Below are 20,152 nucleotides of genomic sequence, written 5' to 3' on the forward strand. Positions count from 1 at the left end.
CCCGTCACGGGAGCTGGTTGATCCGGTCCCCGTCGGCAGCCAGCGAGGTGTCGGATTCGATCGGCCAGACCTCCAGCCCCGGTGCCTTGACCAGGGCGTCGATGAGGGCCTGCTCGCCCGCGACCAGGGTCGAATCGAAGTCGACTTCGGTGGCGACGCACCACGCGCGGTCGTCCGGCCAGAACAGGTTGGGCGACTGCGCCTCGAACCAGTTCGGCCGGGGCCGCCAGCCGAGTTCCGTGGCGGACGTCAGCGGGCCTTGGAAGAGCAGGTAGTCCCGGCCGGGGTGGCGCAGGCGTGGCGCGTCGAGGTGCTCGCGGGACAACGTCGCCTCGTCGGCCCAGCCGTAGCCGTCCCAGAGGCCGAACCAGGCTTCCGAAGCGGACGTGTGCTCGCCGAGGACGGCCAGCAGCGCGGTGAGGCTGTGCGACGGCAGCGTGCCGCGTCCCGGCGGCGAGCCCCGCCAGAGCGAGCCGGTGAGATTCACCGGATCCGGGGAGCCGACCAGCGCGTGCCACTGCATGGCGCCATGGGCGCGCCGTCCCGTCTCGGCCGCGGCTTCGCTCCAGCTCGCCCAGCCGCCGCGGTCGCGCTCGGCGGGGTGGCAGAGACGCGCGTAGGCGGCGTAACCACGCGGAACCGTGCGACCGGCCGCGCCGAACGTCCCGCCGAGCCTGGGAAAGATCCACTCGGCGGGGGACGGGTCGAGCACCGGTCGCAGCACGGCGGCAAGTCTTCAGCAAGATCAGGTGGAGCGCATCTTGTCGGTGGGCGGGGGCATACTGCCGGACGTGGGTGTTCCGCTGCGTCGCCGTTCGGGCCGTTCGGTGTACCGCGAAAGCACGCCGGGCGCGGCCGTGGCCGGCGTCGTCGAGAGCGCCTGGACGGGGCTGGTGGGCTGCCGTCGGCCGCTGAGGGTGTTCCCGGACGGCTGTGTGGACCTCGTCTGGGACGGCACAGTGCTCGCCGCGGTCACCACGGTGCGAGGGGTGCTGCGGCACGAGCTGCCGCCGGCGGAGTGGACCGCCGGGCTGCGCCTGAAGTGCGGCGTCGGTGGTGCGGTGCTGGGCCTGCCGATGACGGAGCTGAGCGCGGGCGCGACGCCGTTGCGCGACCTGTGGGCCGCCGGCGCACGCCGCGCGGAGTCCGAGCTGGCCGGGTGCGGGACGCCCGGCGAGGCGCGCTCGGTGCTGGAAACGCTGATCGCCGAAAGGCTCCGGGACGTCGAGGTGGACGGGCTGTCCCTCGCGGCCGCTCGCGCGCTGCGTGCGCCCGGTGCACGGACCGACCGGGTGGCCGCGGAGCTGGGCGTGAGCGAGCGTGGCCTTCGGCGGCATATGCGGCATGACGTCGGCGTCGGTCCCAAGGAGTTGCAGCGGGTGCTGCGGTTCCGCCGGTTCCTCGAGCGTGTCGGGGCCGTGGGCCGGGGCCAGGCGTCGCTCGCCGACGTCGCCGCCGATGTGGGCTACGCGGATCAGTCCCATCTCGGGCGCGAGTGCCGCCGGCTGTCGGGCACTTCGCCCGGCGCGCTCGTGCGGTCGTGGACTGGCCGAAATGTTCCAGACTGAACGGTCCGCCGGGGCGAAGATCGGGAGGTGCCCGAACCTTTCCGCGTCACCATCGACATCCGCACGGACGATCTCGACATCAACGGTCACGTCCGCGGCCCCGCCTACCTCGCGTACGCCGATCACGCGCGCTGGGAGTGCGTGTGGGCGGCCGGAGTGGACCCGTTGGCGCTCAAGGCCGGGAACCTCGGCCCGGTCAACCTCGAAACGACGGTCCGGTTCCGCCGGGAACTACGTGCCCGCGCGCGGATCGACGTCTTGACCAGGTTCGCCTGGGAGCCGGGCAAGGTGTCACGGGTCGTCCAGGAATTCGTGGCACCGGACGGCGCCGTCGTGGCCGAGGTCGAGAGCCTTTCCGGGCTGCTGGATCTCGAAAGCCGCCGCCTCGTCCCGGATCCGGGGCGGCACTGGCGGCAGTACGTCTCACGGCCGGAAATCCTCGGACTGCCGTGAGCCGGTTGGCCTTTCGTAGAGGCTGGTGGGCCATTTCGCCTCGGGCGGATCGGCCACGTGCTCGAAACCCATGCGCTCGTAGAACCCGCGCAAGGCGGCGTTGTCCCTCGTGGTCGCCACCCGGACGAAGGCCTTGTGGTGAGTCGTGGCCTTCTCGCTGACCCAGTCGATGATCCTGTTCCCGAGCCCGGCCCCGGCCGCCTCCCGCGCCACCGCGAGGCGGCCCAGGTAGTAGGCCGGTTCTCGCGTTTCACCCCAGAGCCCGGGATCCGCCTCGGTCACCACACAGGTCGCGATCGGCTCGCCGTGCCCGACGACCAGCAACGCCTCACCCGCCTGGATCTGATCGCGCACCGGCTCCCGGGGAAAGCGTTGCGGCCATTGGTGGATCCCGCGCCCGGTGAGCCAAGCGGCGGCTTCGGCGAGGAGGTCGAGTACGGCGTCCTCCTCGCCCGGCCGGGCCGGGCGGATGGTGCGCTCGGGGGTGAGTGGCTCGGGGCCGGTGAGGATCGGCATGGCTAGATGATGCCCGCGCGGTGGTTGGATGTCCGTCGTGGTCGACGAAATGCTGGTGCGGAAGCTGATCGCGGCGCGGTTCCCCCGGTGGGCGGGGCGGACGGTCGAACGGTGGCCGTCGGGCGGCACGGTCAACGCCATGTTCAGGTTGGGCGACGACATGGTCGTCCGGTTGCCCCTGACCGAAGGCGGCGCGAAAGACGTGGCGCTGGAGCAGAAGTGGCTGCCGCGTATCGCGTCACGGCTGCCGACGCCGATCCCCGAGGTGCTCGGCGCGGGGGCACCGGCCGACGGCTACCCGTGGCCATGGTCGGTGTATCGCTGGCTGCCGGGCGAGAACCCGCGGCCGGACGCGCTCCGCCTGCCCGTACCGCTGGCCGAAGACCTGGCCGAGTTCGTGCTGGCGATGCGGCGAATCCCCATGACGCAAGCGCCGAAAGCGCACCGCGGCGGACCGCTCACGACGCTGGACGCGGAGACGCGGTCGGCGATCGAAAGCCTGCGCGCGATCCCCGAGGAGAACGTCGACTGCGACGCCGCCCTCGCCCTTTGGGAGGAGGCATTAAGGATTCCGGCGTGGGAGGAAGCACCGGTGTGGCTGCACGCCGATCTGATGCCGGGCAACCTGCTGGTGGACGGCGACCGGCTTTCCGCGGTGATCGACTTCGGTTGCCTGGGCGCGGGCGACCCGGCCTGCGACCTGTTCCCGGCGTGGAACCTCCTGCCCGCCGACGCGAGGCAAGTCTTCCGCGAGGCGCTCGGCGTGGACGAGGCGACCTGGAGCCGCGGCCGCGCGCGGACGCTTTCGCAGGCACTGATCGCGCTGCCGTACTACCGCGGGACCAACGAGGCGATGGCGGGGAACGCGAGGCACGTGATCCGGGCGGTGCTGGACGAAGCGTAAATCGCTTGATCCTCCGAATTACGGTTCCAGCATGACGAAGACACTCCGGCTGGCCGAGGTCACCGCCGCCAACTTCGAGGCCGCGATCGAGCTGAAGGTCCACCCGGCGCAAGCCCATTTGGTCGCGCCGGTCGTGAAGTCCCTCGCCGAGGCCTACGTGCACCCCGGCGTCGCTTGGCCCCGCCTCATCTTCGACGGTGACCGGCTGGTCGGTTTCCTCATGGCCTTCCTGGACATCGACTTCGCCGGCGACGGCACGGGTACGGACATCCGCTCGGGCCTGTGGCGGCTCAACATCGCGGCAGGCGAGCAGGGCCGAGGCTACGGCCGGTTCGCGGTCGAGGCCGTCGCCGCCGAGATCCGCCGCCGGGGCGGCGACCGGCTCACCGCGTGCTGGCACCCAGGCGACGACGGGCCCGAGCGCTTCTACCTGAGGCTCGGGTTCCGCTTGACCGGGGAGACGAGCGGGGACCAGGTGGTCGGGGAGTTGGCGCTGGATTAGGGATTACGCCTCGCGCCGTGGGTTGGGTCGGGCAGGTGAGGTGAAGGGGACTTTCCTCGCGTCGGATGTGGGGAAGGGGCCTTTCGTGCGGTGGTTTCTGATGGGTGGTGGGGGTGGGCGGGCCGCAGGGTGGCGGGGGCGGGGTGGCCGGTCGTGTTGCGACGGCGGTGAGTGGGTGGCGTGGCGGGGTGAGGGGTGAGTGGGCGGTGGGGTGAGGGGTGAGTGGGCGGAGCGAACGGTGAGTGGGTGGCGTGGCGGGGTGAGGGGTGAGTGGGCGGTGGGGTGAGGGGTGAGTGGGCGGAGCGAACGGTGAGTGGGTGGCGCGGTGGGGTGAGGGGTGAGCGGGCGGCGCGAAGGCGGAGCGAACGGTGAGCGGGCGGCGCGGTGGGGCGAGGGGTGAGTGGGTGGCGTGGCGCGGCGGCGGGGTGAGGGGTGAGGGGGCGGCGCGGCACGGCGACGGGTGAGCGGGCGGCGGGGCGAACTGGTCGCGTTGCGAAGAGGTTCGCGCAACGCCGCAGAGGCGTTCGGCCTGAGGTGGGGCTCTTTAGGGTGGAAAGGCATGACTGAGCTCCCGCCGAACGGGTTTTCTTCACTTGCCTCAAGTGAAGCAGTCTCCGCGGCGTGGTTCTGGACTGGTCTACGGGCCGCTCGTGCATTCCCTGGCCACTCTTGTCGTTGGACGCCCGATTGGCGTCATTGGGCACGCTTCGCTCACGACACTTGCGAAGTGCCGGATCGGGTACCGCGACTTCTGTCTCATGTGGACAGTCGCGCTCCCTGGCAAGTATTTCGGCTTCCGGTTCGGCCTATGTTCTGAGGTGCATGGTGTTGCGTCTTGGTGTGCTGGTGGGGTCGAGGTAGGTGGGTGGGGTGAATTCGGGGAGTCCGTCTTGGGCGATTTGGACTTTCCATTCGCTGTGGTGGATGAGCCGGTGGTGTTTGGTGCAGAGCAGGACGAGGTTGTCGATTTTGGTTTCGCCGTGGTGGCGCCAGAAGACGATGTGGTGGGCGGTGCAGCGGGGTACGGGCATGTCGCAGCCGGGGAAGGCGCAGCCGCCATCGCGGATCGTCAAGGCGTATTTCTGGGCAAGGGAGACGGTGCGTTTGGAGCGTCCGATGTCGAGGGGTTCTCCGGCGGTGCCGAGGACACCGGGCCGGACGCGGGCGTCGCAGGCGAGGATGCGGGCGTCGGTGGCGCTGATCGGGCCCACGAGGTCGAGGTGGGCTTCGCCGAGGTCGTTGATCAGGTCGTCGTAGGACATGGTGACGAGAATGTGGGTGGCTTCGCCGGCTTGGCCTGGGAGGTTGCGGCTGGTGGTTTTCAGTCGGACGTAGTCGGTGAAGGCGTCTCCGTAGCGTTCGTCTTGGGTGCGGGAGTCGCGGACTCCGTCGATGGCTTTGTGGGGTTTGGCCATGGGGTCCAGGTCGGATTTCAACCGGGCGTAGGTTTCCAGGTCGAGAGTGCCCTTCAAACCGAGGGTGCCGTCGCGGTGTTTGACGAACCGCAGCTCCGGGCGGGTGTCCTTCGGGTCCTCGTTACGGGGCTCTTTGCCGTCGGGGTCGAGTTCGTCCAGGAGGCGGCGTCCGGCGCGGGCGATCTGCCGCGGTCCCGCCCGGCGCGCCAGCTCGACCAGGATCGCCTCCCCGGCCCGCACGTCCTCCTCGGGCACGGTGGAGGGGATGCGGGCGAGGGTGCGGATGATCGCGTCGATCTGACCACCGCCGATCGCCCCCTCCGCAGCGGCCTGGGCGGTCAACGGCGCCAGGGGCGGTTCGGGGTCTCCGCCGATGGACGGGCCGGGATGCAGGGCCAGGACGCGGTCGGCGCGGGCGCTGGCTTCCTTGTCCGTCACCAGGAAGTCCTCGAAAATCAACGCCGCCAACGTCGAATGCCCACTACACCCACGCACCCCACGGGAATTGATTTCCGCCAGAATCTCATACTGTTCGGCATCCGCCCGGCGCTTCAGGATTTCCAGTTCTTGTTTGCGGGCATGCAGCGTCGCGGTGTCGACGCGCCACCACTCGGTGGACGTCCCCTGGGATGCATCGTTCCTGGCCACGACCTCAAAGCTACTCTGGATCGAACACCTGCGCTAGGCCGAACGGTCCAGTGCAGAGAATTGCCGAAAAATGGCAACCACGAAGGAGCCTTAAAGCAGCGAAGCGCCTTAACGTGCCTTCGGTAACGCGAAAGCGTGGTGCGCACAGGACCCGGCTCGTGCTAACGTCGTCCTCGAGCCCCGTATGGGCCTACGCATGGAGGTAGCGGCTACTCGGCCACCAGAGATCGGCACACACCGTCTCTCGTATTCAGTCATCCCCTCGTCGTGGGACGACGCCTCCATGTGGTGCGCCCGAAAACCGGGTGCGTCCAGGCTCGTGTGCGCTCTTCCGGTGGCGGTTCCGCGCCCTTCTGTCGACACATCGACGGGAAAGGATCGCATTGACCGGCTTCAACGACCAGGTGATAGAGGAATTCAGGCGGAGCAAGGGAAAGCTCGGCGGCATGTTCGAAGGGTGGCGGCTGATCCTGCTCACCACCACCGGCGCCAATACCGGTGCGCGACGGACGAATCCGTTGGGCTACCTGGAAATCGACGGCAAGACCGTCGTCGTCGCTTCGAACATGGGGGCGCCGGCGCATCCGGGCTGGTATCACAACATCCGGCGTGACCACCGGGTCACGATCGAGACCGGGAGCGAGACCTACGAGGCCGTCGCGGCCGTTCCGCCCGCGGCGGAGCGTGACGCGTTGTTCGCGAAGATCGTCGCCGCGGAGCCGGGTTTCGCCGAGTACCAGGCGAAAACGACACGCGTGCTGCCAGTCGTGATCCTGCACCGGATCGACGACCGGGTGCGGGGACTGGGGGACTTCCTGGTGGAGGTCCACGACTGGCTGCGGGAGGAGCTCAAGACGCTGCGCGCCGGGGTGGACGACATCGTGGCCGGGCGTGCGGACACGCTTCTGATGGAGAAATCCCTGCGGGCACACTGTATTTCGTTCTGCGAGGCGTTGACCAAGCATCACACCGGCGAGGACATGGGCGCGTTCCCCATGCTGGCGCAACGGTTCCCGGCGCTCGGGCCGGTGCTGACCCGACTCGGGGAGGACCATGTCGTCGTCGCGGGCCTGCAGCAGCGGATCCGGGAGCTCGTCGAGGGGTACGTCCACGGCGAGAGCGACCCCGCTCGCTTGCGCGACGAGTTCGACGCGCTCGCGGGGGCGCTCGAAGCGCATTTCGCCCATGAAGAGCGGACGGTCGTGGCGGCGCTCAACGTGACGGCGCCCGGCTGATCGATGCGGACGCCCTGGGGTTTCGGCCCCGGGGCGTGTATCGTGGGGGATGGCGGCGCCTTCGCGGCGCGACGCCGTTCCGGCACGAGGCGGGTGGAATTCGCCCCCGGCCTCGCCGAAGACCGCGAACCCAGCGGTCCCTCCGAAAGGTTTCACAGTCAAAACTCACAGCACCGACAGTGCGCTGTTCAGCCACCCGCTCGACACCCAGGTCGAGCGCCACGACCCCGCGACCCCCCAAGGGGAGCGATACATGGATCTTTTTCGCGAACCTTCTTACCCCACACCGGAACCTTCGGCCGGCGCCGTTCGTTGACCGGATAGACCAACGTTTTGGGTGTCGTGTTGTCCAAGCACGCTCGCGCAGAATTCGTCGCGGGCGTCGCCTTTCGTGCGTCGCGCCGTGACATCGGCTGACACAGCCGATACCAGGCTGGCAAGAGGCACAGCTTGGCCATCGACAAAGAAGTGACGATATGACTTCAGTTCTAAACAACCCGGACAGCGCAGAGCGGCAGGCGCCACAGCCCCTGTTGTCCGGGGAGCAGACCAACACCGAAAACTTTCTCGTCAAGCTGTTCGCGGTGGTGCCGCTGCTGGCGCTCGCCGCCTCCGTCCCCTTCGCGTGGGGCTGGGGCCTCGGCTGGGTGGACCTGGGCCTGGCCGCCGGGTTCTACTTCCTCACCGGCCTCGGCGTGACCATCGGTTTCCACCGCTACTTCACCCACGGCGCCTTCAAGGCCAACCGCGGCCTGCGGATCGCCCTCGCGGTCGCCGGCAGCATGGCCATGCAGGGCCCGGTCATCGGCTGGGTCGCGGACCATCGGCGCCATCACGCCTTCGCCGACCGCGAGGGCGACCCGCACTCCCCGTGGCGGTTCGGCACCACCCCGGCGGCGCTGGCCCGCGGCTTCTGGCACGCCCATATGGGCTGGCTGTTCGACCGCAGGAAGACCAACGCCCAGCGGTTCGCCCCCGATCTGCTCGACGACCGTGACATCGCCCGGATCGATCGCCTGTTCCCGCTGCTCACCGTCGTCACGCTGCTCGCGCCCGCCGTCCTCGGCGGTGTGATCACGATGTCGTGGTGGGGCGCGGTCACCGCGTTCTTCTGGGCCAGCCTGGTCCGGGTGGCGCTGTTGCACCACGTCACCTGGTCGGTGAACTCGCTCTGTCACATGATCGGCGACCGCCCGTTCGCCGCCCGCGACAAATCCGCGAACTTCTGGCCGCTCGCCATCGCCTCGATGGGGGAGTCCTGGCACAACTCCCACCACGCCGATCCCACCGGTGCCCGGCACGGTGTCCGCCGTGGCCAGCTCGACATGTCGGCGCGGCTGATCTGGCTGTTCGAGAAGGCGGGCTGGGCGACGGACGTCCGCTGGCCCAAGGCCGATCGCCTCCGCCGGAAGCTCAACCCCGGCCACGCGCTGTCACTGGGCCGGAGCGCGAACCGGGCCTGAGCCCGTCAGCGAACCGCGCCCGTGAGGGCGCCGATCAGTTCCGGTCCGTCGGACAACGCCGGATCGTTGTGATCGGCGCCGGGGACCTCGATCGCCTCGGCACCGGCGGCCCGCGCCACGGCGCGGCTCTGCTCGGCCGGGACGATCGAGTCCGCGGCGCCGTACACGACGGTCACCGGTGCCTTCACCCGGGCGACGTTGTCCCTCGTCGGGAACTCGTCCCGCAGCAGCCAGCGGACCGGCAGGAACGGATAGTGCCGCTGCCCGACCGACGCGAGGTCGACGAACGGCGAACGCAACACGAGCGCTGCCGGCGGCCGCTCGGCGGCCAGTTCGGTGACGACCGCGGAGCCGAGGCTCTCGCCGAAGTAGATCAGCGGCGTCCCGGCCTCGCGGACCAGGAAGTCCTGTGCGGCGCGGGCGTCCAGCGCGAGCCCGTCCTCGGACGGCTCACCGGGGTTGCCGCCATACCCGCGATAGTCCAGGAGCAGCACCGAGAGCCCGCGCGCGGTCAGCGCGCGGGCCATCGGCACGCGGTACGACCGGTTCCCGGCGTTGCCCGGCGCGACCAGCACGGCCGCTTTCGCGCCGGCGACCGGGAAGTACCAGCTCGACAGGTTCAGCCCGTCCGAGGTGGTGAGCGTGACGTCCCGGCCGCCGGGCAGTACGGCGGCGGCACCGGTGAGCGGACCTGCCTCGGGGAGGTAGATCAGCTTGCGCTGGAAGGCGAACGCGCCACCGAAGACCACGCCGACGATGGTGACGGTCACCGCCAGCGCGATCAACACCCTCTTGCGCATGCTCAGGCCTTCGCCGGGGGAAGGCCGAACCGCGCGAACAGGTCCGCGTCGAGGAACGAGGTGATCTCGCCGATCCGGTCTCCGCGCGGGGTGAGCACGTTGATGGACCAGGCGCGATGGACGGCGTCGGCCGATTCGCCCAGGTAGCAGGCGACGGCGGGCTGCCCGTTGGCGGTGAGGACCTCGGTGCGCCAGCTCGGGCACCGGCCCAGCGGGACCGCGACGGCGAAGCCGGTCACCGCGTCGATGCCGCTGTACCAGTGCGTGAGCGGTGGCATGGACCAGGTGACGTCCTTGGTCAGCAACGCCACGAGCGCGTCGGTGTCGCCACGCTCCAGCGCGGAGGCGAAGCCCGCGGCGATCTCGCGTGCCTTGGTGTCTTGGAGCCTCTCGGGCGGCGGGACCTTCTCGGCCACGATCGCCCGCGCGCGTTGCAGCGCGCTGTTCACCGCCGCGACCGAAGTGTCCATTGTGGATGCTATTTCGGCGGCGGAGAAACCGAGGACGTCGAAGAGCACCAGCGCGGCCCGCTGGTTGCCCGGCAGGTGCTGCAATGCGGCGACGAAGGCCAGCTCGATGGCTTCGCGCCGCTCGTACCGGGCGTCCGGCGCGTCCGGGTACGGGCCGAGCCACGCCACCTCGGTCACCGGGGCGTCTTCGAGCACGACCTGCTCGCTCGACGGGCCCAGGTCCATCGGCAAGGCCCGCTTGCCGCGAGCGGCCACGACGTCCAGGCAGGTGCGGGTGACGATGGTGTAGAGCCAGGTGCGCATCGAGCCGCGGCCCTCGAACCGGTCCATCCCCCGCCAGGCCCGCAGGAGCGCGTCCTGCAGCGCGTCGTCGGCGTCGTGGACCGAGCCGAGCAGCCGATAGCAGTGGGCGTGCAGTTCGCGGCGCAGTGGCTCGACCAGGCGATCGAACTCCGCGTCGTCGGTGGGCACGACGGCTACTTGGCGCGAAGCGCGGTGACGGCCGGGGTGAACATCGTCGTCTTGATCGCGGACAGCGTGCCGCGATCCTTGCCCGCCAGCGGGCGGACGAGATCGGCCGCGTACTCCAGCAACGCGGGCTTCTCGGCGACCGCGTCGACGAGCCCCAGGTCCCGCGCGTCCGTCCCGCCGAACCGGCGGCCCGTGGTCATCGACGCGATCGCGGCGGCGGGGGTGAGCTTGCCCTGGATCAGCGCCGCCATCCCCGGCGTGAACGGGATGTTGATATCCGCTTCGGGGAAACAGAAGTACCCGCGGTCGGCGCGCATCACCCGGAAGTCGTGCGCCATCGCCAGCATGGCCCCGGCGCCGAACGCGTGCCCGTTGATCGCGGCGACCGTGTGCACGCCGAGGGTGAGCACGCGGGCCAGCAGTTCGTGGACGTCGGCGACGTACTGCGCGGCCTGGGCGGGGTTGCTGGTGAGCCAATCGAGGTCGAGGCCGTTCGAGTAGAACTTCCCGGAGCCGACGGTGACCAGCACGGCCGGATCCGGATAGGCGACGACGGTGTCCAGCTGGGAATGGACGGTTTCCAGCCAGGAAGGCGAAAAGCGGTTCTCGTCGTCTCCGAGGTCCAGCAGGAACACCGGGGCGTCGTGGCGCAGCGTGGGCATGTCAGTCCTTTCGTGGGGGCGGGAGCAGGAGTATGGCGCGCACCGCGGCGGCGAGCCGGGTGCGGGAGTCTTCGGAGATCGGCTCGCCCGCGGTGAACGCGCGGCGGAACAGGGCCGTCGGCAGATCGACGACGCAGGTGGTGAGCACCTCGACGGCCTGCGCGTCCTGCCGGTCCCAGAGCCGTCCGGCGAGCCGGACCAGGAGCGCGATCAGGCGTTTGTCGAGCGCCAGGAGATCTCCGGCGAGATCGTCGGGGACCTGCGGGCCGAGCAGGTGCTCCTTCTTGACCGTGATGAGCAGGCGGGCGGCCTCGGGCCTTCGGTCGGCGAACAGGGCCGGCGCGCTCGCGGCGGCGACGACCGCCGCGGCGGGGTCTTCCGCTTGATCGGCCAGCTCGGTCTGGAGGTCGAGGAACTCGCCCGCCGCGCGCAGCCAGACGCGGGCCAGCAAGGCGCCGAGCGAGCCGAAGGCGTGATAGATCGTGCCGTTGGACACCCCGGCGGCGGTCGCGAGCGACCGGACGGTGACGCCCTGGGCGCCGGCCTCGACGACCAGGCGCTCGGCCGCGTCGAGCAGCCGGTCGAGGTCGTGCACGCGGGGGCGGGGCATGGGGCGACGGTAACAGAGCGCTTGCTCCAAAACAATAAGAGAGCAGTCGCTCTAAAACGTGCGCCAGGAGAGAGGGCGCCCGCCGCCGACCAGGACGACGGCGGGCCCGGAGCCCGCCCGTTCACCGGCGATCGGGGTGCCGTCGCGGGATGTGACGTGGGTCATGTCCACCTCCGCCGCCAGGTTGTCACATCCGGCGTGCGGCCGGGGTCAACCCGCTGAACCACCGAGAACCCGAGGAGAAACCGAAATGACCACCGCCTATGTCATCGTCACCGTCGTCGGAGCGTTCATGGCCGCGTTCTCGGCCGCCTCGATCTTCTTCCGTGCCAAGTGGGTGGTGCAGCCGCTGGCCGACTACGGCGTCCCCCGCGGTTGGTGGACGCCGCTCGGCGTCGCCAAGGCGGCGGGCGCGCTCGGCCTGATCGCCGGCCTGTGGGTGCCCGCGCTCGGCGTCGCGGCCGGGATCGGCCTGGTGCTCTACTTCACCGGCGCCGTGATCACCGTGCTCCGCGCGCACTGGCCGTCGCACGTCGCGTTCCCGCTGATGTACATGGCACCCGTCGCCGCCTCGTTGGTGCTCGGCTTCGCCGCTTGAGGTCAGGAATCCGGGGTCCACACCGCGAGTTCGGCGCCGCCGGGCTCGCGGAAGTGGAACCGGCGCCCGCCGGGGAACGAGAACGGCTCGGCCGTGACGACCCCGCCGGCGGCCTCGACGGAAGCCTTCGCCCGTTCGAGGTCGTCGGTGCGGATCGTCACCAGCGGCGCGGCCGTCCGCTGCGCGGTGTCCTGCTGGAAGCCGAACGAGACCACGCCGCCGCCCTGGACGTCGGTGTACGCCGGGCCGTACGCCGCCGCCGTCCACCCGAAGGCCTTTTCGAAGAACCTGCCCGAGCCCGCCGCCGAACTCGACGGGAACTCGACGAAGTCGATTTCGTACATGGGCGCCGAAGCTACCCCGGACCACCGACAGAAAATGTCAGACGCTGCGCAGGACCGACACCACGACGCCGAGCACGCTCGCGCGGTCGCCGTCGATGACGTCGTAGGCGGGGTTGCGCGGTTCGAGGTACACGTGGCCGTCGCGGCGGCGGTACACCTTGACCGTGGCCTCCTCGTCGATCATCGCGGCGACGATCTGGCCGGAGTGCGCCTCCTGCTGCTGCTTCACCACGACGATGTCGCCGTCGCAGATCGCCGCGTCGATCATCGAATCACCGCGCACCCGCAGCCCGAAGACGTTGCCGCGCCCGGTGAGTTCACGCGGAAGGGTCATCACGTCGTCGACGTGCTCGACGGCCGAGATGGGCGTTCCCGCGGCGATGTCACCGACGACGGGGACCGGCACGGAGTCCTCTGTGGACGCCTTCGACGAGGTGCCGTGCAGGAAGGCGCGGACGTCGATGGGGCGGGAGATCGAGCTGCTGCGGCGGAGGAAACCCTTCTCCTCCAAGGCCGCGAGGTGCTTCGACACCGAGGACGTCGAACGCAGCCCGACCGCTTCGCCGATCTCGCGCGTGCTCGGCGAGTATCCGTACTCCATCACCCATTCGCGGATGGTCAGCAGGATCTTCTGTTGCCGTTCCGGCAGGGAAGCGGCTTCCTCGAACAGCTCGGGATCTTGGTAGGCGGTCATCATCGGAATGTTAGTTCGTACAGGCAGCCGCGATCGCCGCGGTGTCCCAGTAGAACGGCCGCACCTCGGTGATGCGCCCGTCCTCGACGGTGATCGTCTGCAGGATCGGGAAATCGAGCTCGTCGCCGGTGGCCCTGGCGCGGGCGTGCACGTGGGTCAGCACGACCAGGGGGCTGGTCTCGCTCAGGAAGCTCTGCTCCACCATGTCGAAGACGTCCCAGGTGTCGCTCATCGCGGTGAAGAACCGCTCAATGCCGTCGTGGCCGCGCCAGATTCCGCCGTAGGGCAGGGAATCCGCCTGGTGCAGCACCACGCCTGGGGAGAAGAACGGGGCGAGCGGCGCGAAGGTGGCGCCGCCCGCGGCGAGGTACTCGGCTTCCGCCGCGTACATGCCCTTGAGCACGGACAGGGCGTCTGGTGTCGTCGTCACGACGACCACTGTGACGCGCGGCGCCGCCGGACGCTGGCGGTTATCCGTCGTGGAGATCGGCCGGATGGCGGCCAGGGCGGGCCGAAAGTCCGATCCCGCCGAGGTTTCCGCGAGGTTGACTCGATCGTATGAACACGAAGATCACCGCGGCGGTCCTCGCCGCCGCGACGGCCACGGTCGCCCTGTCCGGATGCGGTCTCAAGGAAGGGCTGACCGAAAAGGCGAACGGACACGTCAAGACGGTCGGCTACGCGACCGGCGCGGAGGGAAAGCGGGACGCGGACGCCCGTCTGCCGGAGTGGGTGCCGGACGGGGCGACGTCGATCACGGAGGTCATCCGGACCACGGGTTCGGAGCGGCTCCTGAAATTCACCGGCGGGACGCTGCCCAGCGTCTGCGTGCCGGGGGCGGCCGCGACCCAGGCGGCCACCCTCGCCGCCCAGTGGTGGCCTGCCGGGCAGGAGAGCCGGACCGACAAGGTCTGCGGTGAATGGCACGTGCTGGTCCAGGGCGCCGACGTGTACGCGTTCAAGCCGGAGACGTTGGTGAGCAAGCGGTCCTGAGTCACTCTTCGGGGGTGAGCGCGTCGGCGCAGGCGGCGAGGTCGTGCAGCAGCCGGTCTCGCTCGTCCGCCGAAAACGGCGTGAGCATCCGGTCCTGGACCGCTCGCACGGCGCCGCTTGCGGCGCGGAGCCGTTCGCGTCCCTCGGGGGTGAGCGTGCTGGGCAGGGCCCGGCCCTGAGGCGCCGTCGCCGGGCGGGTGATGAGCCCTCGGTCCTGCAGTCCGCGCAGGACCAGGTTCATCGACTGCCGGGTGACGAACACGGCCCTGGCCAGTTCCGCGTTGGACAGCCCCGGCCGTTGCGACAGCACTTCGAGACAGGAGTACTGCGGCACGGTCAGATCGAGGGGGCGCAACGCGGTGTCCATCGCCGTCCGGAGCGCCGTCGCCGCTCGTTTCAGCATGTATCCCACCGCCTGGTCCAGCGGCCCGACCTGCTCGCCTTGACTCATGTCAGCATCATGACATACGTTGCTTATGTCAACACACTGACATGGAGGACGACATGACCGTGACCGGACCCGATTTCTTCTCGCTGCAGGTACGCGACCTCGACCGCGCCGCCGCGTTCTACGAAACCCACCTCGGGCTGAGCAGACTGCCCGTCGCACCGCCGCACGCGGTGGTGTTCGGCACGAAGACGATCCCGTTCGCGGTGCGGGAACCCGTGCCGGGCACGGATCTCGACGCCATCTCCCCGCGGCCGGGATCAGGGGTGGCGATGTGGCTGCACGCCGACGACGCGCAGGGGCTGCACGACCGGCTGGCCGGCGCCGGCGTCACCATCCTCACGGAGCCGTTCGACGGGCCCTTCGGCCGCACGTTCGCCTTCGCGGACCCGGACGGCTACGCGATCACCGTGCACGACAAGGGCTGAGCCCGCCTGCCGCAGCAGGGTGAGGGCTTGCGCGTCGGACGAGCCGGTGGGGGTCGTGCACACGATCAGCAGCTGATCCGGTGAACGGGCGATCGACAGGGTCTGCTGGGTCACCGTGACCGAACCGACGACCGGATGCCGCAGTTCGTAGCTTTCGGCGTCACAGGGCCGCACGCGATGGTCGCTCCAGAGCGAGACGAACTCGGGGCTCTTCATCGTCAGCTCGCCGATCAGCTCCGCGAGCAGCGGGTCTTCGGGATACTTGCCGACGGCGATCCGCAGGTTGCCGACCACCGCGCGGATCTTCCGCTTCCAGTCGGCGTACAGATCCCGGCAGTGCGGGTCCAGGAACAGCAGCCGGCTCATGTTCGGCCGTCGCGCCGGGTCGTCCGGCGCGTGGAAGTCCAGATGCCCGCCCAGCAGGGCGTGGCCGAGGGCGTTCCACGCCAGGACGTCCGAGCGGCGGCCGAGCACCAGGGCCGGAGCGTCGACGGTGCCCAGGAGATCCCGTGTCTCGTCGTGGAGCTTCTCGGGCCGTGGACGGCGTGCCCGCGGGACGCGGCGGGCGGCGGTGGCGAGCCGTTCGAGGTGTTCGCGTTCGTGGCCGTCGAGCCGGAGCGCGCGGGCGATGGCGTCGAGCACTTCGGCCGAGGCGCCGCGCGACATGCCCTGCTCCAGCCGCGCGTAGTAGGAGACGCTGACGCCCGCGAGCTGGGCCAGTTCCTCCCGCCGCAGCCCGGCCACCCGGCGGCGTACTCCGAAGTCACGCAAACCGACGTCTTCCGGGCGCAGCCGGGCTCGTCGCGCCCGCAGAAAGTCGCCGAGCGGGCCAGGTCCGTCCATGGACCCGAGTATCCGTGGTGCGGCCACTGCCGGCCACACCCTCCCAGTGGGAGGAAAAGCGGGGCGTGGCCCGGGCGCTCACCGGCCTCCAGGCTCGGTGACATGGATGAGATCACCATCGGAGACGTCACCGTCACCCGGGTCAAGGAGTTCTACGGTTCGCTCGGCATGACGCCTGCCGAATTCATGCCGGACAGCCCCGGCGGCGCGTGGGACGAACACCGCGACTGGCTGGCGCCCGACTTCTGGAACCCCGAGACGAACGAGTGCCGCACGGCGCTGCAGTCCTGGCTGATCCGCAGCGAAGGACGCACGGTCCTCGTCGACACCGGGGTCGGCAACCACAAGGACCGGCCCTACGCGGCGGTGTGGAACCGCCTCGACACCGCCTACCTCGACAACCTCGCGGCCGCCGGGGTGCGGCCCGAGGACGTCGACGTCGTGGTCAACACCCATCTGCACATCGACCACGTCGGCTGGAACACGCGGCTCGACGGCCGCACCTGGGTGCCGACCTTCCCGAACGCCGAGTATCTGATGCCGCGGCCCGACTTCGACTTCTGGAATCCGGCCGAAGCGCACGATTCCGTGCTGGGGCGGGGAAATCAGAACGTCTTCGAGGACAGTGTCGCGCCGGTGCACGAGGCTGGGCTGGCCCGCCTGTGGGACGGCACGCACCGCATCGACCGGAATCTGCGGCTGGACCTCGCGCCCGGCCACACCCCCGGCTCGTCCGTGCTGACCCTGGAATCGGGTGGGGAGCGGGCGTTGTTCGTGGGCGACCTCGTGCACACCGCGCTGCAGATCGTGGAGCCGGACACCAATTCGCCCTATTGCGAAGACCCGGCGGGATCCCGTGCCACCCGGCACAAACTGCTCGGCCAGGCCGCCGACGACAACGCTCTCGTCTTCCCCGCGCATTTCGGTGCTCAGGGCGCTCTGCGGGTCGAGCGCCGGGGATCGAAGTTCGCGATCGCGCGGTGGGCCGGGTTCTCCGCCCTCTCCTGAGGAGTTTTCGTGTACGTACGAGCACAAACCCCGTCCGGTGTCGTGCGCGGCCGCCGCGACTCCTTCGGTGAGCTCTACCAGGCCGTCCCGTACGCGGCGGCGCCGACCGGACCTGGCCGCTTCCTCCCGCCGTCGCCGCATCCGGGCTGGCCCGGCGTCCGCGACGGCACGCGGCCCGGGCCGACGGCTCCCCAGCCGGTGCGCGACTTCGGCGGGCTCGACATGACCCCGTATTTCGGACCCGGCTGGGTGCGCGGCGACGAGTACCTCACCGTCGACGTCCGGACGCCCGCAGCGGACGGCGGCCGCCGCCCGGTCATGGTGTTCGTGCACGGCGGCGGCTTCGTCACCGGTTCGGCCCGCGCGGCGCTGTACGACGGAAGAGCGTTCTCACGCGACGGCGTTGTCCTGGTGAAGGTGAACTATCGCCTCGGCGTCCCCGGATTCCTCGACCTGGACGGCGCCCCGCCCAACCGCGGGCTGCTCGACGTGCTCGCCGCGCTCGGCTGGGTGCGGGACACGATCGCGGTGTTCGGGGGCGATCCGGGCAACGTCACCGTCTTCGGGCAATCCGCGGGGGCCACGCTCACCGGCGCGCTGCTCGCGACGCCGGAGGCCAAGGGAACGTTCCGCCGGGCGATCGTCCAGAGCGGCAGCGGAACCGGCGCCTTCACCCCGGAGCAGGCCGCCCGGGTCACCGCGGCGGCCGCTTCGGCGCTGGGAACCGAGCCCACCGCGCGAGCGTTCGGAGAGATCCCGGACGAACGGTTCGTGGAGATCCTGCCCGCACTGGCCGGTCTCGATCTGCGGACCGGAACCGCCGAGGATCCGCTGGCCGGGCTGAGCCCGTTCAGTCTCGTCGCGCCGGTCCAGCCCGCCGACGGTCCTCTCCACGGCGACGTCGCCCTGCTCATCGGCACCAACACCGAGGAAGGAAACCTTTACGGCCGGCCGGATCTCGGGCACACGCTGTTCGGCGCCGGTACCGAGCGGCTGGCGACGGCGCACGCGCGGATCTCGGGCGGCCGCACCCACCGGTACTCGTTCGGTCATCGCTCGACGGCGTTGAACGGCCAGCTCGGCGCCGCCCACACCGTCGAGCTGCCGTTCGTCTTCGACGTCGCCGGTGAGCCGTGGCTGCACGGGGAGGCGGGCCTGCTCGGGCCCGATCCCGCCCCGGAAGGTCTCGCGGCAAGGATGCACGGCGCGTGGGTCGCCTTCGCGAGGACCGGCGACCCCGGCTGGTCTGCGGACACCGTCGAATTCTTCGGCTGACAGCGCCTGCCAGACCGGTGCCAGCGTCGTGTGCGCCGCCTGCCAGCGGCCGGGAGCACGCTCTGGAATGTCATTCCAGAAGCGATCCGAGGGGTCATCATGTACACACCTGTCACGATCATCGGCGCCGGTCTCGGCGGGCTCACCCTGGCGAGGGTCCTGCACGTCCACGGCATCCCGGCCGAGGTCTTCGAAGCGGAGGCGTCTCCGACTTCGCGCCTGCAGGGCGGGATGCTCGACATCCACGACTACAACGGGCAGCTCGCCCTCGAAGCCGCCGGGCTCATGGACGAGTTCCGCGGCATCGTCCTGGAAGGTCGCCAGGCGCTGCGGGTCCTGGAGTCGGACGGGACCGTCCTGTTCGAACGGGGCGACGACGGCACGGGCGGGCGCCCCGAGGCGCAACGCGGGGACCTGCGGCGGATGCTGCTCGATTCGCTCCCGGCGGGCACCGTCCGGTGGGGGCGCAAGGCCGTCGGCGCCCGGACGCTCGGCGACGGCCGCCACGAGGTCGCCTTCGACGACGGCACCACCGTCGTCACGGGTCTCCTGGTCGGCGCGGACGGGGCCTGGTCGCGGATCCGGCCGCTGCTCACCGGCGCCGTACCCGAATACTCCGGCAGCTCCTACATCGAGACCTACCTGTACGACTCCGAAACCCGGCATGTCGCCGTGGCGAAGACGGTCGGGGGCGGATCGATGTTCGGGACCGGGGCCACGGAGGGCGCGAGTATCAACGCCCACCGGGAAAGCGGTGACACGCTGCACGCCTATGTGGAGCTGAGCAAGCCGTTGGAGTGGTTCGACGCCATCGACTTCACCGACGCCGAAGCCGCCAAGGCGCGGATCGCGGCGGAGTTCGACGGCTGGTCGCCCGAGCTCACCGCGCTGATCACCGAAAGCGACGTCGCGCCGATCCATCGCCCCGCCTTCGCCTTGCCGTCCGGGCTGCGGTGGGAACGCGTTCCCGGAGTGACGTTGCTCGGCGACGCCGCGCATCTCGCGCTGGCGAACGGGGAAGGCGCCAACCTGGCGATGCTCGACGGCGCCGAACTCGCCAAAGCCCTCGCGGCGCGTCCCGGCGACGTCGAGACGGCTCTCGCCGAGTACGAGCAGGCCATGTTCGTCCGCTGTGAAACGCCCATGGAGGAGGACTTCCTGCTCGAAAGCATCTTCGGGGACGACATCCCCGAGCGGCTGCTGAACTTGTTCGGAGTCGAGGAACGGAAGGCCTGAGTCAGGCCTTGCCGCCGGCGAGGGCCTCCAGGCCGCGGACGATCTTTTCCGCGCCGGGGGCCCGCTCCGGGTCGACGAGGTGCTGCATCATCACGCCCACGATGAGGGCGAGCTGGACGGCTCCCGCCGCGTCGGCATCGGTGGGAGACAGCCGCTCGCCGAGAACCTTCCGGGCTTCGTCCTGGGCATCGGCGAGCCGTTCGCGGAGGTCCGGGAAACGGATGGCCTGCGTCGCGCTCTCCAGGACCGCGGTCCACAGGTCGCGCTGCTCGGCGAACGAGCCGACAAGGTTCTGCCAGGTGGCGAGGGGTGAAGCGCCCTCCGGCTCCCGCAGCCGCTCCACCGCTTCGGTGGAAAGCTCGATCATGGCCTCGTTCATGAGGGCCTCTTTGGAGCCGAAGTGGTACCCGATGGAGCCGAGGTTCGCGCCGGATGCGGCGGTGATGTCCCGCGCGGTGGTGTGCGCGTAGCCGCGTTCGACCAGGCAGCGCTTGGCCCCGTCGAGGAGGTCCTCTCGTTGTCCCATGCCGTGATCCTAGCGGTGCGCTGTGACAAGTGTCTTATACAA

24 protein-coding genes and 1 pseudogene are annotated in these 20,152 nt (G+C 70.2%); 12 read left to right on the forward strand and 13 right to left on the reverse strand.

Annotated elements, in window-relative coordinates:
* Positions 1–4: 4 nt before the first annotated feature.
* On the reverse strand, positions 5–724 hold the full coding sequence (locus NQK81_RS34185; protein WP_257484744.1) for a hypothetical protein: 720 nt from the start codon (positions 722–724) through the stop codon (positions 5–7).
* A 67-nt stretch (positions 725–791) separates the two neighbouring features.
* Here NQK81_RS34185 and NQK81_RS34190 point away from each other — a divergent pair, with 67 nt between their 5' ends.
* Positions 792–1,568 (forward strand): helix-turn-helix domain-containing protein, encoded by a 777-nt coding sequence (locus tag NQK81_RS34190; protein WP_257484745.1) that lies wholly within the window; start codon positions 792–794, stop codon positions 1,566–1,568.
* 27 nt (positions 1,569–1,595) lie between these two features.
* Entirely contained in the window at positions 1,596–2,021 is a 426-nt protein-coding gene (locus NQK81_RS34195; RefSeq protein WP_257484746.1) for an acyl-CoA thioesterase, read from the forward strand.
* On the opposite strand, the gene NQK81_RS34200 is transcribed toward NQK81_RS34195, so the two are convergent.
* A complete protein-coding gene (locus NQK81_RS34200; protein ID WP_257484747.1) occupies positions 1,992–2,537 on the reverse strand; it encodes a GNAT family N-acetyltransferase in 546 nt (181 codons plus the stop codon). The genes NQK81_RS34195 and NQK81_RS34200 overlap by 30 nt on opposite strands.
* A 28-nt stretch (positions 2,538–2,565) precedes the next feature.
* Between NQK81_RS34200 and NQK81_RS34205 the strand changes: the two genes are divergently transcribed.
* On the forward strand, positions 2,566–3,441 hold the full coding sequence (locus NQK81_RS34205) for an aminoglycoside phosphotransferase family protein (RefSeq protein WP_257484748.1): 876 nt from the start codon (positions 2,566–2,568) through the stop codon (positions 3,439–3,441).
* 31 nt (positions 3,442–3,472) lie between these two features.
* Positions 3,473–3,943: a GNAT family N-acetyltransferase gene (locus tag NQK81_RS34210; protein ID WP_257484749.1), complete on the forward strand. Its 471-nt coding sequence runs from the start codon at positions 3,473–3,475 to the stop codon at positions 3,941–3,943.
* An 806-nt stretch (positions 3,944–4,749) separates the two neighbouring features.
* Here the strand turns inward: NQK81_RS34210 and NQK81_RS34215 are convergent.
* Positions 4,750–6,006 (reverse strand): HNH endonuclease signature motif containing protein, encoded by a 1,257-nt coding sequence (locus tag NQK81_RS34215; RefSeq protein WP_257484750.1) that lies wholly within the window; start codon positions 6,004–6,006, stop codon positions 4,750–4,752.
* A gap of 383 nt (positions 6,007–6,389) precedes the next feature.
* Here NQK81_RS34215 and NQK81_RS34220 point away from each other — a divergent pair, with 383 nt between their 5' ends.
* The gene (locus NQK81_RS34220; RefSeq protein ID WP_257484751.1) at positions 6,390–7,241 is read left to right on the forward strand and encodes a nitroreductase/quinone reductase family protein; all 852 of its coding nucleotides are present in this window, start codon (positions 6,390–6,392) and stop codon (positions 7,239–7,241) included.
* 476 nt (positions 7,242–7,717) lie between these two features.
* Positions 7,718–8,704, forward strand: coding sequence for an acyl-CoA desaturase (locus tag NQK81_RS34225; protein ID WP_257484752.1), 987 nt, complete (start codon positions 7,718–7,720; stop codon positions 8,702–8,704).
* A gap of 5 nt (positions 8,705–8,709) precedes the next feature.
* Here the strand turns inward: NQK81_RS34225 and NQK81_RS34230 are convergent, their stop codons facing one another.
* From NQK81_RS34230 to NQK81_RS34245, 4 genes are read right to left on the reverse strand one after another with little or no spacing between them, the layout of a single operon-like run.
* Positions 8,710–9,504: an alpha/beta hydrolase gene (locus NQK81_RS34230; protein WP_257484753.1), complete on the reverse strand. Its 795-nt coding sequence runs from the start codon at positions 9,502–9,504 to the stop codon at positions 8,710–8,712.
* A 2-nt stretch (positions 9,505–9,506) separates the two neighbouring features.
* Positions 9,507–10,445, reverse strand: a complete 939-nt coding sequence (locus tag NQK81_RS34235; protein WP_257484754.1) for a sigma-70 family RNA polymerase sigma factor — start codon at positions 10,443–10,445, stop codon at positions 9,507–9,509.
* 5 nt (positions 10,446–10,450) lie between these two features.
* Positions 10,451–11,107, reverse strand: coding sequence for an enoyl-CoA hydratase/isomerase family protein (locus tag NQK81_RS34240; RefSeq protein ID WP_034315833.1), 657 nt, complete (start codon positions 11,105–11,107; stop codon positions 10,451–10,453).
* Position 11,108: 1 nt separating this feature from the next.
* Entirely contained in the window at positions 11,109–11,717 is a 609-nt protein-coding gene (locus NQK81_RS34245) for a TetR/AcrR family transcriptional regulator (protein WP_257484755.1), read from the reverse strand.
* Between the two features lie 250 nt (positions 11,718–11,967).
* Between NQK81_RS34245 and NQK81_RS34250 the strand changes: the two genes are divergently transcribed.
* Positions 11,968–12,315: a DoxX family protein gene (locus tag NQK81_RS34250; RefSeq protein WP_038509265.1), complete on the forward strand. Its 348-nt coding sequence runs from the start codon at positions 11,968–11,970 to the stop codon at positions 12,313–12,315.
* A 2-nt stretch (positions 12,316–12,317) separates the two neighbouring features.
* Here the strand turns inward: NQK81_RS34250 and NQK81_RS34255 are convergent, their stop codons facing one another.
* The 3 genes from NQK81_RS34255 to NQK81_RS34265 are packed head-to-tail and all read right to left on the reverse strand — an operon-like array spanning position 12,318 to position 13,783.
* Positions 12,318–12,659: a VOC family protein gene (locus NQK81_RS34255; RefSeq protein WP_257484756.1), complete on the reverse strand. Its 342-nt coding sequence runs from the start codon at positions 12,657–12,659 to the stop codon at positions 12,318–12,320.
* Between the two features lie 37 nt (positions 12,660–12,696).
* On the reverse strand, positions 12,697–13,353 hold the full coding sequence (gene lexA / locus NQK81_RS34260; protein WP_257484757.1) for a transcriptional repressor LexA: 657 nt from the start codon (positions 13,351–13,353) through the stop codon (positions 12,697–12,699).
* A gap of 10 nt (positions 13,354–13,363) precedes the next feature.
* A complete protein-coding gene (locus tag NQK81_RS34265) occupies positions 13,364–13,783 on the reverse strand; it encodes a nuclear transport factor 2 family protein (RefSeq protein ID WP_257484758.1) in 420 nt (139 codons plus the stop codon).
* 128 nt (positions 13,784–13,911) lie between these two features.
* Here NQK81_RS34265 and NQK81_RS34270 point away from each other — a divergent pair, with 128 nt between their 5' ends.
* Positions 13,912–14,346, forward strand: coding sequence for a hypothetical protein (locus NQK81_RS34270; protein ID WP_257484759.1), 435 nt, complete (start codon positions 13,912–13,914; stop codon positions 14,344–14,346).
* A gap of 1 nt (position 14,347) precedes the next feature.
* On the opposite strand, the gene NQK81_RS34275 is transcribed toward NQK81_RS34270, so the two are convergent.
* A complete protein-coding gene (locus tag NQK81_RS34275; protein WP_257484760.1) occupies positions 14,348–14,797 on the reverse strand; it encodes a MarR family winged helix-turn-helix transcriptional regulator in 450 nt (149 codons plus the stop codon).
* A gap of 53 nt (positions 14,798–14,850) precedes the next feature.
* Here NQK81_RS34275 and NQK81_RS34280 point away from each other — a divergent pair, with 53 nt between their 5' ends.
* Positions 14,851–15,222 (forward strand): VOC family protein, encoded by a 372-nt coding sequence (locus tag NQK81_RS34280; RefSeq protein WP_257484761.1) that lies wholly within the window; start codon positions 14,851–14,853, stop codon positions 15,220–15,222.
* 72 nt (positions 15,223–15,294) lie between these two features.
* Here NQK81_RS34280 and NQK81_RS34285 read toward each other — a convergent pair.
* A pseudogene (locus NQK81_RS34285) lies at positions 15,295–16,065 on the reverse strand (helix-turn-helix domain-containing protein); the annotation flags it as partial.
* Positions 16,066–16,167: 102 nt separating this feature from the next.
* Between NQK81_RS34285 and NQK81_RS34290 the strand changes: the two are divergent.
* The 3 genes from NQK81_RS34290 to NQK81_RS34300 all read left to right on the forward strand — a co-directional run bounded on the left by NQK81_RS34290 (position 16,168) and on the right by NQK81_RS34300 (position 19,584).
* Positions 16,168–17,073 carry an MBL fold metallo-hydrolase gene (locus NQK81_RS34290; RefSeq protein ID WP_257484762.1) on the forward strand — a complete coding sequence of 302 codons (906 nt, stop codon included), beginning with the start codon at positions 16,168–16,170 and terminating at the stop codon, positions 17,071–17,073.
* Between the two features lie 9 nt (positions 17,074–17,082).
* On the forward strand, positions 17,083–18,348 hold the full coding sequence (locus NQK81_RS34295; RefSeq protein ID WP_257484763.1) for a carboxylesterase/lipase family protein: 1,266 nt from the start codon (positions 17,083–17,085) through the stop codon (positions 18,346–18,348).
* A gap of 99 nt (positions 18,349–18,447) precedes the next feature.
* Positions 18,448–19,584, forward strand: a complete 1,137-nt coding sequence (locus tag NQK81_RS34300; protein WP_257484764.1) for an FAD-dependent oxidoreductase — start codon at positions 18,448–18,450, stop codon at positions 19,582–19,584.
* A gap of 1 nt (position 19,585) precedes the next feature.
* On the opposite strand, the gene NQK81_RS34305 is transcribed toward NQK81_RS34300, so the two are convergent.
* Positions 19,586–20,110 carry a TetR/AcrR family transcriptional regulator gene (locus NQK81_RS34305; RefSeq protein WP_257484765.1) on the reverse strand — a complete coding sequence of 175 codons (525 nt, stop codon included), beginning with the start codon at positions 20,108–20,110 and terminating at the stop codon, positions 19,586–19,588.
* Positions 20,111–20,152 lie beyond the last annotated feature (42 nt).

Origin of the sequence: Amycolatopsis roodepoortensis (genome assembly GCF_024628825.1) — a bacterium.
Lineage (GTDB): Bacteria > Actinomycetota > Actinomycetes > Mycobacteriales > Pseudonocardiaceae > Amycolatopsis > Amycolatopsis roodepoortensis.